This is a genomic window from Deinococcus cellulosilyticus NBRC 106333 = KACC 11606, assembly GCF_007990775.1.
Classification (GTDB): domain Bacteria; phylum Deinococcota; class Deinococci; order Deinococcales; family Deinococcaceae; genus Deinococcus_C; species Deinococcus_C cellulosilyticus.
In genome coordinates this window covers 93,142-105,821 of sequence record NZ_BJXB01000014.1, presented here as the reverse complement: position 1 = coordinate 105,821, position 12,680 = coordinate 93,142, and the positions used below count along the sequence as shown (strand labels likewise).

The window sequence follows — 12,680 nt, the reverse complement described above, 5'->3', positions numbered from 1 at the left end:
AAAATGGTGTGCCTGCATTCTATTGCTCTGACGAAAGCCCAGGCTGCTGTTTTGCTCTCAGTCCCTGGCCCCTGGCCCCCGGCTCTTTTTTGTGACAGAATCACCCTGATGAAACTGGTTGTTGGCGTCACCGGAGGAAGCGGAGCCCCTTACGCCCTGGACCTGCTGCGCACCTTGAAAGACCTGGGGGTGCACACCCATCTGGTGGTCTCGGAGGGTGCCAAACGGGTGTGGGAAACCGAGGGCAAAACCCCCATTCAGGAACTGCTGGACCTGGGCAGTGAGGTGCATGATGACCGCAATCTGGCGGCCAGCATTGCTTCTGGCAGTTACCGCACCCTGGGCATGGTGGTGGTGCCCTGCAGCAGTTCCACCCTGGCGAAGGTGGCCCTGGGTCTGGGAGACAACCTGATTGCCCGGGCGGCCCATGTGACCCTCAAGGAAAGAAGGCCTCTGGTGCTGGTGCCCAGAGAGGCCCCCTATCCCCGTCCGATGCTGGAGAACATGCTGAAAGCCCATGATGCCGGGGCAGTGATTCTGCCTGCCAGTCCAGGTTTTTACAGCACCCCTGAGAGCGTGGAGGATGTTCTGGCCTTCCTCACCACCCGCATTCTGGACCAGTTCGGTCTGGAGAGCGGACGCATGAAAAGGTGGACCGGACAGTGAGCAAACTTCCCCGTTTTGCTGCACTGATTCCCGCTGCAGGCAGTGGGACCCGTCTGGGATTTGGCGTGCCCAAGGCCCTGGTGGAACTCAACGGTCGCACCTTGCTGGACCGCGCCATCGACAACCTCTCTCCTCTGGTGGATGAGGTGGTGGTGGCCCTTCCAGCAGGCCACTCCCTGGACCAGGGGGTCAAACAGATTGAGGGTGGAGCAACCCGTCAGGACACGGTTTTTCGGCTGCTGCAGGCCACAGAGGCGGAGTTTGTGCTGATCCATGATGCTGCACGCCCTTTCCTGAGCGCAAAAGTCATTGAACGCATCAAAGGCCGGGTGGTGCAAAGTGGTGCGGTTACGGCTGCACTCCCTGCCACGGATACCCTCGTGCATGCTTCTGGTGGGTTCTGGGGCTACCTCGTGGACCGCAGCAAGACCTGGGCTGTGCAAACCCCACAGGCTTTTCGCAGGAACACCATTCTGGACGCTCACCTGAAGGCACTGCAGGAGGGTTTTGATGCCACAGACGATGCAGGGCTTGCCAGCCGGTACGCCTCCAACGTCGAACTGGTGCTGGGAGATTCCAGGCTCTTCAAAGTGACCACCCCTGCAGATTTCGAGCTTGCCACCGCCTTCGCCCAGATCTGGGACCAGAAAAGGAGCTCTGCACAGTGACCGTCCTGAAACGTTTTGCTCCCGCCAAGGTGAACCTGGGGCTTTCGGTCACCGGAATTCTGGAGAACGGGTACCACACCCTGCACAGCCTGATGGTTCCCCTCTCTGTGGGTGATCACCTGGAATTCAGGCCTGCAGACCAGCTTTCTCTGGTGGTGGAGGGGGCAGACCTGCCCACAGATGAACGCAATCTGGTGTACCGTGCAGCCCGCGCCTATCTGGATGCAGCGGGCGTCAAATCAGGGGTGCACATCACCTTATACAAGAAGCTTCCTCTGGCTTCAGGGGTGGGTGGAGGGTCCAGCGATGCAGCCACCACCCTGATGGCCCTCAAAACGCTGTTTCCTTCTGACCTTGACCTGCATCCTCTGGCAAAGTCGCTGGGGGCAGACGTGCCATTCTTTCTGGTGGGTCAGGCTGCCCTGGCAGAAGGCATCGGTGAGAAACTCTCTCCAATGAAGCTCCCGCAGATCCATCTGGTGCTGGTGAATCCTGGAACAGAGGTCAGTGCCAGGGACGCCTACCTGTGGCTGGATCAGACAGGACAGTTCACCCCGGAATTGCCTTTGCGGGACATCCTTGCTGCCCTGCACAACAGGCAGGAGGTGCCCTACTTCAATGCCCTGGAACCTGCTGTGGTCGCCAGACACCCCGAAATCGGCGAAGTGCTGCAGGCCCTGCAAAACCACCACCTGATCAGCCCGATGATGAGTGGATCAGGCAGCACCTGTTTTGCCCTGGCAAAAAGCCAGCAGGAAGCTGAAGAGGCCGTGCTCAAACTCAGGAAGCAATTTCCTGCTTCCTGGTGCACAGCGGCACACACAGTGTCCTGATCTCAGCCATTCAATTTCAGGGTGATGCGGGCCAGGGTTTCCATCACCCGCCTGAGGGCTTTCTCGTTCTTTCCGGTCAACTGTCCTGCCCCGTTGAAGGCCGTTTCACAGTTGGGAACAGAAAGGGTATCTGGCAACACCACACAGCCAAGCCTGTGCAATAAAAAGACCGTGGCCTGCAGGGATCTGGCTCCGCCATAAGGGCCCGGAGAGGCACTGATCACTGCTGCTGGTTTGTACATGAAGGGGTCCAGACCCCGTTCAGTTCCATGTTTGCGGGACATCCAGTCCAGGGTGTTTTTCAGCACACCCGTCATGCCACCGTTGTACTCCGGCGAGGCAATCAGGAGCCCATGATGCTCCTTCATCAGGGCACGCAACTGAATGGCTGGCTCTGGCAAGCCTGTTTCCTTTTCCAGATCGGCATCATAGAGGGGCAGGGGGTAATCTTTCAGGTGGATGCTGGTGACAGAAAAAGTTTCAGGAGCAAACCTCAGGGCTTCATCCAGCAGTTTTCTGTTCCAGGACGCACTGCTCAGGCTGCCTGCGAAGGCCAGGATTCGGAGGGTCATGCCCGCAGTATAAAGGGCAGATTGGAGTGCAGCTGTCCTGCTCACACGTTCAAAGAGTGTATACACGTATAATCTGTGTATGCATCACTCCCCTGTCCGGGCAGTGAACACCGGGGTGAACATGAAACGCGGTTTTCAGACCAAAAGTCCTTCCAGCACCCCTGAGATGATTGCCAATGCTCTCAGGCAGGCGATCATCCAGGGCAAATACCGGGGCGGTGAACCCCTCCGACAAGACGAGGTGGCCTCCGAATTCGGGGTCAGCAAGATCCCTGTCCGGGAAGCCCTCTACCAGCTCAAAGCAGAGGGTCTGGTCACCTTCATTCCCAACCGGGGTTCGGTGGTCAGTGAGCTTTCCATTGAAGAGGTGGACGAAATCTACCTGATGCGCATGGCCCTCGAACCCACCATTCTGCAACGGGCCATCCCCACCCTGACCCCCACCGACTTCATCCGCGCCCGGGGCCTGCTGGATGTCATGGATGAGACCGATGATCCCGCAGGTCTGGCGGAACTGAACTGGGAATTTCACGCCACCCTGTATGGCGCTGCGAACCTGAACCGCCTGATGGAATCCATCCGCGTGCTGCACACCAACTCTGCCCGTTACATGGCCATCTACCTGGGTGGCGAGGACCGCAACAAAACCTCCCAGCAGGAACACCGCAACCTGCTGCAGGCCTGCACCGAACGGGACCTCCAGAGGTCCTGTGCCCTTCTGGTTGAGCACCTTGAAACCGCCAAGCACCATCTGCTGGGGATTTTGAGACAGGCGTGAATCAAAACGGGGTGAGCCAGCGGCCCACCCCTGCATGATCCAGAATGAATCAGTCTGCGTATTTTGCCAGCAGGTGTCTGCCAATGATCATGCGCTGCACTTCGCTGGTGCCTTCCCCGATCAAAGTCAGGCGGTTGTCGCGCCAGAAGCGTTCCACAGGGTACTCGCGGATGTAACCGTACCCTCCGAGGATCTGGATGGCATTGTCACAGGCACGGTTGGCAGCTTCTGATGCGTAGAGCTTGGCTTTGGCTGCTGCTTCTGTGAAGGGCTGTCCAGTGTCTTTCAGATGGGCCGCTTTGGAGATCAGCAGTCTGGCAGCTTCGAGTTCGGTGCTCATGTCTGCGAGCTTGAACTGGATCGCCTGGTGGTGGGCGATGGGTTTGCCAAACTGGCTGCGGGAAAGGGCATAGCGGGTGGCGTATTCCATCGCTCCGCGTCCAAGCCCGAGGGCCATTGCACCAATCCCAATGCGTCCGCCGTCCAGCACACGCATCACATCTTTGAAGGCCTGTCCCCTCTCTCCAAGCAGGGCTTCTCTGGGCAGGTGGATGTCCTCAAAAACGATCTGAGCAGTGTCGCTGGACCGGAGTCCCAGTTTGTCTTCCTTGCGGCCCACACTGAATCCCGACACCTCATCCCGGTTGAAGACGAAGGCACTGATCCCATCGGTTTTGCTTTTGCCTTCTCTGGGGGGATCAGTGCGGGCAATGACCACATAGGTGCCCCCCACGGAGCCCTGGGTGATGAAGTTCTTGGAGCCATTCAGAATCCAGCTGCCATCGCTCTGTTCCACGGCGCGGGTCTGCAGGCCACCGGAGTCTGAGCCACTTCCTGCTTCGGTCAGGCCCCAGGCACCCAGTTTTTTCGCACTGGCGAGGTCTGGGATGTATTTCTTTTTCTGCGCTTCCGTGCCAGCGATCAGGATGTGGCCCTGGCAAAGGCTGTTGTGGCTGGCCACCGTCAGGCACAGGCTGCCATCCACACTGGCGAGTTCTTCAATGATCAGGGCAAAAGTGTGGGTGCTTAAGCCTGAACCGCCATATGCTTCTGGAGTGCACGCCCCCATCACGCCCATCTCTCCGAGGGCTTTCACGAGGTCATGGGGGAATTCACCGGTCTGGTCCCGTTCTGTGGCACCGGGTTCTGCTTTGGTGAGCAGGAAATCTTTGAGGCTCAGCACAATGGCTTTCTCTTCGTTTGTGATGTCAAACCACATCCGTCGCTCCTTCGTCTGGGGAAATTGAGGCAGACCCGCGTTCATTCACATCGGGTGGATCATGCGTTGGGGTTGCTGTCAATATATTACACTTTTTTCCACTGTCGTTGTAAAATTGTCATACGTTTTAGCACTTGCACCCTTCTGCAATCCGTCATCTGTCCACAGGAGCATGATCTGCGAGTCATCCAGAACACGGTTTCATCTCGATCTGTCATTCTGGAGAGGACACCCAAACTTTTTTTTCTGAGGTTCCGATGTTACACATCCAGCACGATGGACCCATCGCCCGCCTGACCCTGGCCTCTCCCGAGAACCGCAACGCGCTCAGCCCACAAATGGTTCAGGACCTGCAAGACGCTTTCGAATCCCTGCAAAGCCACGAATCCACCCGGGTGATTGTGCTCTGTGCAGAGGGAAAAGTCTTCTGCAGTGGGGCTGACCTCAAAAACCTGCATCACCTGCTCTCATCGAGCAGCGAGGACAATCTGCGGGACTCCCGTAAACTGGCCCACCTGTTCGAGACCATATACATGTGTCCAAAACCTGTGATTGCAGCCGTGGAGGGGAAAGCCATTGCTGGAGGGGCAGGGCTGGCCAGTGCCTGTGATCTGGTGGTCGCTTCCAGTGAAGCCAGTTTTGCTTACACCGAGGTCAAACTCGGCTTTGTTGCTGCCATCGTGATGATTTTCTTGCTGCGTGCAGTGGGTGAAAAACATGCCCGTGAGCTGCTGCTGACCGGAGAGGCCATTTCTGCGGCAGAAGCCTACCGCATGGGCCTGATCAACCGACTCACCGAGCCGGGACAGGCGCTTGCCCGTGCAAACGCCCTTGCTGAACAGATCGCCAGAAACTCCCCAGTGGCCCTGAGCAGCAGCAAATCCCTGCTCGCCACCCTCCCTTCGATGGGATTGCAAGAAGCCCTCAGCCATGCTGCCCAGATGAATGCCTGGGCACGCACCACCACAGACCTCCGCGAGGGCATCACCAGTTTTCTGGAGAAGCGCGCTCCAAGGTGGCAGGAGTCCCGCGATGAATAGTCCCCTCTTTCCAGAAGGCATCAAATATGTGGAATGTCCGCGCGATGCCTGGCAGGGCCTCAAACATTTCATTCCCACCGAGACCAAGGTGCGTTACATCCATGCTCTGCTTGATGCAGGATTCACCCATCTGGATCTGGGCTCCTTTGTCAGCCCAAAAGCCGTTCCCCAGATGCAGGACACTGAAGATGTCCTCCGGGAATTGCCTGATCCAGAGGGCAGGGATTACCTCTGCATCATTGCCAACGAAAAAGGCATGGACCGAGCTGCACAACAACCAAAAGTCACCAGTGTGGGTTTTCCCCTGTCCATCTCGGAGACCTTTCAGTTGCGCAATGCAAGGCAAACCCTTCCAGAAGCCTGGCACCTGGTGGAACGCCTCAAGACCCAGGCGGATGCAGCTCAAAAAGGCCTGGTCGTTTACCTGTCCATGGGGTTTGGCAATCCTTATGGAGATCCCTGGAACATGGCGATTGTTCTAGACAGCATCAGACGCCTCAGAGACCTGAACATTCCAAACATTGCGCTGGCAGATACGGTGGGAACAGCAACACCTGATCTGATTTCAGAAGTTTGCAGCGTGATGCAAAGTCACGGCCTCAGTGACACCCTGGGACTGCACCTGCATGCCCGACCAGAGCACACCCATGCCCTCATTGCTGCAGGATGGCGTCATGGCATCCGCTGGTTTGAGGGTGCCATAGGAGGTTTTGGGGGCTGTCCATTTGCTGCCGATGAACTGGTCGGCAACCTGCCCACCGAACAGGTTCTGAGGTTTTTCAAGCCAGATGTTCATGTGGGTGAAGAGACCTTAAGACTTTCTGAAACTGTTTTTTGTGACCCATCAGCAGACATTTGAACACATTTGTGTAACAATTGGTGAATGTGGAGATGGGGTCAGAACGGTCCCTATTGCATCTGTTCTGTACCAGAGTGGGTAGATGCTTCATCTCGTGAGGTCTTTTCCTGATGCTTGAACAAACCCAGAACGTACGCAATGACGACATAGACATCGTCAAACTATTTGGCACCCTGCGCCGAAATGCCCTGCTCATCGGCATCAGCGTAGCTCTCACTGGCGGATTGACTTATTTTATCAGCAAACAACAGGCCCCTCAGTATGAAGCTGTCAGCAGTGTGATCGCAGTCAAAACAGACAACGGCAACAGCGTCATCAACAACACCCTGGTTTCTGCACCGCCACTTCCCCAGGGTGCAGTGGACAAGGCCATTCACAGCCGCACAGTGGTGAACAACATCATCACGGCGCTGGAACAAAGCAATCTCAGTGCCAGTGAAAAACAGCTCATCATTGATGACCTCAATGAAGAATTGAGCCGCAACTCTTTTTCTCGTCTGGAGGTGCGTGCCAAACTGGACGTCTATCTGGCTGGTGTTTACGAAATCACAGCCAGTGCTGGCAGTCCACAGGCAGCCAGCGTTCTGGCCAATGCAGCCACGCAGGCCCTGCTGGATTGGGACGTGGCCAGAGGAACTGCACGTCTGAAGCGGGCCAAGAGCAGTCTGCAACAACAGCTGTCGGCTTTTGATGCAGACATCAAGCGTGCCCAGCCAGGCAGCATTGAACAGCAGACCTTCATCTCTGCCCGTGCCAATGTGTACCAGAACCTCGCACAGATTGAAGTGTTTGAGAAAGCTGCCACTGGAACCCTCTCCCTGGTCTCTGAAGCGGAAGATCCCTCTGTGCCCGTGTCCCCACGGCCTGTGCGCAACGCTGCCCTCGCCACCCTGCTCGCCCTGTTCCTGGCCACTGGCTTTGCCCTGGTTTCGGATGCCCTGCGCAAGCGCATCGAATCCGATGAAGACCTGACGGTTTACGGGGTCCCGGTGCTGGGCAAACTGCCCAAACTCAACACCAAGACCCTGCAACGTGGCATCATTGAAAGTGCCCGTTCAGGCATGCTCTATGAAGCTGTGGGCTTCCTGCGGGTCAGCCTGATGAGTTACACCGAGGGGAACAAGGGGGCACGCCGTCTGGTGGTTTCCAGTTCCCGCTCTGGAGAAGGGAAAAGCAGTGTCACTGCCGCTCTGGCAGAAGGGCTCGCCAGTTCCGGCCTGAAAGTGCTCATCATTGACCTTGACTTGCACCGCCCCACCCAGCATAAGGTGTGGTCCCAGATCAAACCTCTGGGCTGGCATGCCATGCCTGGTGCAGACAATGACACCACCACTCCAGCCCGTGATGTGCAAACTGCACTGATCAATCCCAAAGCAGCACAGGCCCTGCAAGTCAGCCAGGGAATCGACATGCTGCCTGCAGGCATTCCCCAGCGTTCTGCGGCCCACGTGATCAACAACGCAAAACTCCCAGAACTGCTGGACCGCTGGGAAAAAGCCTATGACGTGGTGTTGCTGGACAGCCCTCCCATTCTTGCTCTGGCCGATGCCCTCACCGTGTCCCGTTTCACACAGGGGATTTTGATGGTGGTGGAAGCCCACCAGACCACTTCCGCCAACGTGGAAGCCACCCTCAAAAACATTCGCACTGCAGGCTGCCATCTGGTGGGCTTTGTGCTCAACAAGGTCACCAGCCGCAAGGATGGGTACTACTACTACTACTACAGTTACCGTCCAGAAGCCGAAAAAGTCCGCAAACAGTCCTAAACCTGTGCCAGTTTATGGTACAATCTTCTCTGGGTAGTTTTATTCCTAAAGGGGGTATTCAATGAAAAAGAAAGCCATCATCATCGCAGCTTTGTTGGGTGTTGCCACTCTCAGCACACCTGCCGTTTTCGCTCAGGACAACACCACTGTCGCTTCTCAACTGAGTGGAATCAGCGGATATGAAGTGATCCGTACCATTACCAAAGTAAAAGGTGTTGCTCAGCCTCTGACCGACGCCCAGCTGGCCAGCCTGGTGCCACCTCGCTCTGCTGCTGCTGAGAGCCTGTTCAACCTGATTGTGACCAAAGCCTGCCTGCAACCCAACACCCTGGAACTGCTTGCCAAGACCGGCACCAGCATGGCCACCAACCTGCTGGTTGCCACTGCAGCTGTTGAAGCCAGAACCTGCAATGTGGTTGATGAGAACGCTCTGACCAACCGCCTGAACCAGGGCAAAACGGACTTCAGCAATGTGGGCAACCTCCAGTCTTTCCTGGTGGCTTCTGCCAACAGCAGCCTCGTTCGTGATCTGCTGTCTGGAGTGACCGCACGCAGCGGCACCAGATAAGGTCCGATCATTGATCAGGGATCGCCGTGATAAACGGCGATCTTTTTCTGTTGTGGCATCTTGCCTTCAGTGCCTCACTCTTTCTCAGCATGGACGGGACCCATATGAATGTTGTCAAACCCCTTGCCCTTCTGCTGGGTGCGGCGGGTGTCTTTTCCCTGTATTTTGCCCTGCAGGATTACCGAGGCACCCAGACCATCCAGCTCAGCAAAAAGCTCTTTGTGGATTTTGAATTTGACCGTGCCATTGCCCTGTCAGATGAAGCCACCCGCATCAGTCCTCTGGATGCTGAGGCTTACCTCAATCAGGCCTACATTCAGGGAACATTGTGGATCTACCGCAAAGAAGACAGCTATAGAAAAGCCATGGATCAAGCGTACGCCAAAGCCCAGCAACTGAACCCCAAAAATGCCTCTTACCATTACCAGCAGGCCAGCATCTATTTTGAGGGGCAGGATTTCACAAAGGCGATCACACACATCGATCAGGCCATCACTCTGGACCCTCTTGCTGCTGCCTACCTGTATGAAAAAGGCACTTACCTGGAAGCCCAGAATCGAAAGGCAGAGGCTCTTGCCCTTTACCGTCGGGCTTACCAGTTGAACGATAGTTCCATCATTTTGCAGGACATTCAGCGTCTGGAGGGACAGCCATGAACGTACTTCACGGCATCCTGTCTGCTCTGGCCCTGCTGTTTTCACTGGTTGCAATTTTTGTGGCCCCTCTCACACTCGGAGGGGTCGAAGGCTGGGGAGCAGCCGTGGTGATCGGGGTGGGAGGGATCACGCTTGTGTTGACTGCCCTTGCTGTTCTGACAGATCCAAACCCTCGAGTCAACTTCTGGTGGGCACTCCCTCTGCTGGCGTTGTTGCTCTGGATCTGGATCACTGTTTTCCAGGGAAGTTACCGCATTGAGGGATTTCGGTGGGCCGCCCTGTGGACCGCCATTCTGGGAACCGCTTTCAGTGTGCATTACCTGGGAAGCAGGTACGTTGGCTTATACCTTGGGAGTTTTCTGCTCTCTGCGGTGGTGGTGCTGGTTTACGCTTATCTGCAAACCACTGGCTTTGAACTCCCGCTGTTTAAAAATGTCTACTCAGAAACCAGTGTTCAACTCATCACCAGCACCTACTACAATCCAAGCCACCTCAGCGGTTACCTTTTGCTGGTGTCGGCCATCACCACAGGACTGGTGGTCTTCCGCAGGCCGGATTTTGTCACTCCGATTGCCCTGATCATTCTGGTGGCATCCCAGTGGATCAATCTGAAAACGGACAGCAGCAGCATTCCCATCGTGATCGGGATGATTCCACTGACCCTTGTGGTCTGGCTGGGGCTTCGCTTTCCTCGCACGGCTCCCTTTCTGCTGGTGACAGGCATTCTGGCCCTGACTGGAATGGGAAGCTTTCTGTTCTCATCTGCAGGTCAGGCCTTCTATGAACAGAACAAGAGAACCATCGGGCTCACCAACACCTGGCAGGGCTTCCTGAAACCACGTCAGCATGTGTGGAGTTACGGCATCCGCGTGTGGCAGGACCACCCCATTGTCGGAGTGGGCATAGGACAGTTTGGTGTGGTCTCCCCCAATTACCGCAGGGACTCCAGCCAGACCAAAACACCCATCGACCAGAAGTACGTCAACTACACCCACAATGACATCTTGCAAATTGGCAGTGAGCTGGGGGTGGTGGGAGTCATTTTGTTCTTGCTGCTGTTGCTGGCTTCAGTCCTTCAAAAAAATCACCACCGCTTCCTGACCGGAATGGCAGTGGTGATGGTGGTGGGCTACCTGCTCACCGGAATTTTTGATTCTCATGTCACAGCAATTCCGAGCACCATGTTGGCCTTTTATGCCTTTCTAGGTCTGGCTGTTCCTGCACGTCAGGACAGCTTGACGGAAGACTCAGGAACAATTTCACGCAACAAACTGCGCACAGAGACATAATTGCTGGACAGTGCTGCACGGTGCAACAGTTCCAATTTTTCACGAAGCCAGGCTTCATCCGGCTTCTCCAGACGGGCCACCAGAATTTCCTGGTGGCTTGTTTTGGTGACCCCTTCACTCGAGGTCAACAGTTCCTCATAGAGTTTCTCACCAGGACGCATGCCCGTGTAGGTCACTTCAATGTTTTTGGCTCCAGAAAGCTGAATCAGATCGTGGGCGAGGTCTGCAATTTTGACGGGCTGCCCCATGTCCAGCACATAAACATTGCCGTTCCCAGCCAGACCTCCAGCCTGCAAAACCAGACGGGACGCTTCTGGAATGGTCATGAAGTAGCGGGTCATCTCTGGATGGGTCACAGTGATGGGTCCACCTTCTTTGATTTGCCGCATGAAGGTGGGCACCACACTTCCTCTGGAGCCCAGAACATTGCCAAACCGCACAGACATGAATGCCTGGCCTGGGCCCACTTTCTGGGCATAGTTGGCAACCAGCATCTCTGCAATGCGTTTGGTGGTGCCCATCACCGAGGTGGGGTTGACAGCCTTGTCGGTGGAGATGTTGACAAAGCGCTCAACAGCATAGTCCAGGCACATTCTCGCAACATTGCGTGTACCAAAGATGTTGTTGAGCACAGCCTGGTCAGGAGAATCTTCCATGAGGGGCACATGCTTGTGGGCCGCAGCATGGAAAACCACCTGAGGGCGGTACTGCTGGAACACAAAACGCAAGCGTTCTTCATCCCGCACATCACCAATCAGGGTGATGAATTCAATCTCCGGCCAGTTGCGCAAAAGTTCCTGTTGAAGCGTGAAGATGCTGTTCTCTCCACGACCAAACAGAATGACTTTTCTGGGATAAAACCGCACAATCTGGCGCACCACTTCGGAACCAATGGAGCCCCCCGCTCCAGTGACCAGAATCACTTTCTGCTTGAGGTAGTCGGAGATTCGGGCGATGTCAAGCTCTGCGGGGGGACGCCTGAGCAAATCCTCCAGGTTGACATCCCGGATTTGTGAAATCTGAATCTGGTCTCCCACCAGCTCATAAAGGGCAGGAACCACTTTGTAGGTGAGGCCGGCAGATTTGGCGGTGTTTACCACTTTACGGATCACTTCCCCGGTGGCAGAAGGGATGGCAAACAGCACCATGTCTGCCTGGAATTTCCGGGCAGTGGACGTCAATTGGTCAAGTCCTCCAGCAACAGGGACCCCATGAATTCGCTTGCCCCTCAGGGACATGTCATCGTCCAGCAAGGCGACTGGCATCAGGCCCTGCTCAGGGTGTCGCAGCATCTCCCGCACGAACATTGAGCCAGCGTCGCCTGCCCCAATCACCATCACCCTTTTGCTGGTTCCTGTACCGATGGAAACCACCCGTCGGGCATTCTCGTAACTGCTGCGCACCAGGAAACGTATGCCAGTCAGGCCTGCAATGGACACCAGCAGGGCAATCAGTGGAACACTGCGTGGAACTGAAGGAAGGTAAAAACTGATGGCGGTACTGATCAGAAACGAAGCTGTCACTGCTTTCAGCAGGACACCGAGATCATTGAGGCTGAACCTTTGCCACACCTGAAAATTCATGCGAAAATACAGGATCAAAATTGATTTGTACACCACACCCATCAAGCTCAGATAAAGCATGGCCTTGAAGTACTGTGATCCAAGGTCAAAGGAGCCGAGCCGCAACCAGAAGGCCACAGGTATGGCAGCTCCCCACACCAGAAGATCAACCAGAAACTTGACATGAACACTGCGCATTTCTAC

General features: G+C 55.8%; 13 protein-coding genes. 10 read left to right on the top strand and 3 right to left on the bottom strand.

Annotated elements, in window-relative coordinates; genetic code table 11:
* The first annotated feature begins 108 nt into the window (after nt 1–108).
* The 3 genes from DC3_RS15940 to DC3_RS15930 are packed head-to-tail and all read left to right on the top strand — an operon-like array spanning nt 109 to nt 2,167.
* The gene (locus DC3_RS15940; protein WP_146886004.1) at nt 109–666 is read left to right on the top strand and encodes a UbiX family flavin prenyltransferase; all 558 of its coding nucleotides are present in this window, start codon (nt 109–111) and stop codon (nt 664–666) included.
* Nucleotides 663–1,334 carry a 2-C-methyl-D-erythritol 4-phosphate cytidylyltransferase gene (ispD, locus tag DC3_RS15935; protein WP_246130700.1) on the top strand — a complete coding sequence of 224 codons (672 nt, stop codon included), beginning with the start codon at nt 663–665 and terminating at the stop codon, nt 1,332–1,334. The genes DC3_RS15940 and ispD overlap by 4 nt, the downstream gene beginning before the upstream one ends.
* Nucleotides 1,335–1,339: 5 nt before the next feature.
* On the top strand, nt 1,340–2,167 hold the full coding sequence (locus tag DC3_RS15930; protein WP_146886121.1) for a 4-(cytidine 5'-diphospho)-2-C-methyl-D-erythritol kinase: 828 nt from the start codon (nt 1,340–1,342) through the stop codon (nt 2,165–2,167).
* Between the two features lie 2 nt (nt 2,168–2,169).
* Here the strand turns inward: DC3_RS15930 and DC3_RS15925 are convergent, their stop codons facing one another.
* Entirely contained in the window at nt 2,170–2,739 is a 570-nt protein-coding gene (locus tag DC3_RS15925) for an NADPH-dependent FMN reductase (protein WP_146886000.1), read from the bottom strand.
* Nucleotides 2,740–2,818: 79 nt separating this feature from the next.
* Here DC3_RS15925 and DC3_RS15920 point away from each other — a divergent pair, with 79 nt between their 5' ends.
* On the top strand, nt 2,819–3,517 hold the full coding sequence (locus tag DC3_RS15920; protein WP_222594781.1) for a GntR family transcriptional regulator: 699 nt from the start codon (nt 2,819–2,821) through the stop codon (nt 3,515–3,517).
* A gap of 49 nt (nt 3,518–3,566) precedes the next feature.
* Here DC3_RS15920 and DC3_RS15915 read toward each other — a convergent pair whose 3' ends face one another.
* Nucleotides 3,567–4,736 carry an acyl-CoA dehydrogenase family protein gene (locus tag DC3_RS15915; protein WP_146885998.1) on the bottom strand — a complete coding sequence of 390 codons (1,170 nt, stop codon included), beginning with the start codon at nt 4,734–4,736 and terminating at the stop codon, nt 3,567–3,569.
* Nucleotides 4,737–4,993: 257 nt separating this feature from the next.
* On the opposite strand from DC3_RS15915, the gene DC3_RS15910 reads away from it, so the two are divergent.
* From DC3_RS15910 to DC3_RS15885, 6 genes are all read left to right on the top strand, one after another.
* A complete protein-coding gene (locus DC3_RS15910) occupies nt 4,994–5,776 on the top strand; it encodes an enoyl-CoA hydratase/isomerase family protein (RefSeq protein WP_146885997.1) in 783 nt (260 codons plus the stop codon).
* The gene (locus tag DC3_RS15905) at nt 5,769–6,635 is read left to right on the top strand and encodes a hydroxymethylglutaryl-CoA lyase-like TIM-barrel protein (protein WP_146885995.1); all 867 of its coding nucleotides are present in this window, start codon (nt 5,769–5,771) and stop codon (nt 6,633–6,635) included. Before DC3_RS15910 ends, DC3_RS15905 begins: the two co-directional genes overlap by 8 nt.
* 110 nt (nt 6,636–6,745) lie before the next feature.
* Nucleotides 6,746–8,401 (top strand): polysaccharide biosynthesis tyrosine autokinase, encoded by a 1,656-nt coding sequence (locus tag DC3_RS15900; protein ID WP_146885993.1) that lies wholly within the window; start codon nt 6,746–6,748, stop codon nt 8,399–8,401.
* Nucleotides 8,402–8,462: 61 nt separating this feature from the next.
* Nucleotides 8,463–8,969: a hypothetical protein gene (locus DC3_RS15895; RefSeq protein WP_146885992.1), complete on the top strand. Its 507-nt coding sequence runs from the start codon at nt 8,463–8,465 to the stop codon at nt 8,967–8,969.
* 89 nt (nt 8,970–9,058) lie between these two features.
* A complete protein-coding gene (locus DC3_RS15890; RefSeq protein ID WP_146885990.1) occupies nt 9,059–9,625 on the top strand; it encodes a tetratricopeptide repeat protein in 567 nt (188 codons plus the stop codon).
* A complete protein-coding gene (locus DC3_RS15885) occupies nt 9,622–10,914 on the top strand; it encodes an O-antigen ligase family protein (protein WP_146885988.1) in 1,293 nt (430 codons plus the stop codon). Before DC3_RS15890 ends, DC3_RS15885 begins: the two co-directional genes overlap by 4 nt.
* Here the strand turns inward: DC3_RS15885 and DC3_RS15880 are convergent.
* Nucleotides 10,851–12,674 carry a polysaccharide biosynthesis protein gene (locus DC3_RS15880; protein ID WP_146885986.1) on the bottom strand — a complete coding sequence of 608 codons (1,824 nt, stop codon included), beginning with the start codon at nt 12,672–12,674 and terminating at the stop codon, nt 10,851–10,853. The two genes, DC3_RS15885 and DC3_RS15880, sit on opposite strands and share 64 nt — an antisense overlap.
* Nucleotides 12,675–12,680 lie beyond the last annotated feature (6 nt).

Coding starts and splice junctions, on each gene's coding strand:
- DC3_RS15900 (WP_146885993.1), top strand. CDS start 6,746: ATGCTTGAACAAACCCAGAACGTACGCAATGACGACATAGACATCGTC.
- DC3_RS15940 (WP_146886004.1), top strand. CDS start 109: ATGAAACTGGTTGTTGGCGTCACCGGAGGAAGCGGAGCCCCTTACGCC.
- DC3_RS15880 (WP_146885986.1), bottom strand. CDS start 12,674: ATGCGCAGTGTTCATGTCAAGTTTCTGGTTGATCTTCTGGTGTGGGGA.
- DC3_RS15925 (WP_146886000.1), bottom strand. CDS start 2,739: ATGACCCTCCGAATCCTGGCCTTCGCAGGCAGCCTGAGCAGTGCGTCC.
- DC3_RS15890 (WP_146885990.1), top strand. CDS start 9,059: ATGGACGGGACCCATATGAATGTTGTCAAACCCCTTGCCCTTCTGCTG.
- DC3_RS15895 (WP_146885992.1), top strand. CDS start 8,463: ATGAAAAAGAAAGCCATCATCATCGCAGCTTTGTTGGGTGTTGCCACT.
- DC3_RS15920 (WP_222594781.1), top strand. CDS start 2,819: ATGCATCACTCCCCTGTCCGGGCAGTGAACACCGGGGTGAACATGAAA.
- DC3_RS15915 (WP_146885998.1), bottom strand. CDS start 4,736: ATGTGGTTTGACATCACAAACGAAGAGAAAGCCATTGTGCTGAGCCTC.
- DC3_RS15905 (WP_146885995.1), top strand. CDS start 5,769: ATGAATAGTCCCCTCTTTCCAGAAGGCATCAAATATGTGGAATGTCCG.
- DC3_RS15910 (WP_146885997.1), top strand. CDS start 4,994: ATGTTACACATCCAGCACGATGGACCCATCGCCCGCCTGACCCTGGCC.
- DC3_RS15885 (WP_146885988.1), top strand. CDS start 9,622: ATGAACGTACTTCACGGCATCCTGTCTGCTCTGGCCCTGCTGTTTTCA.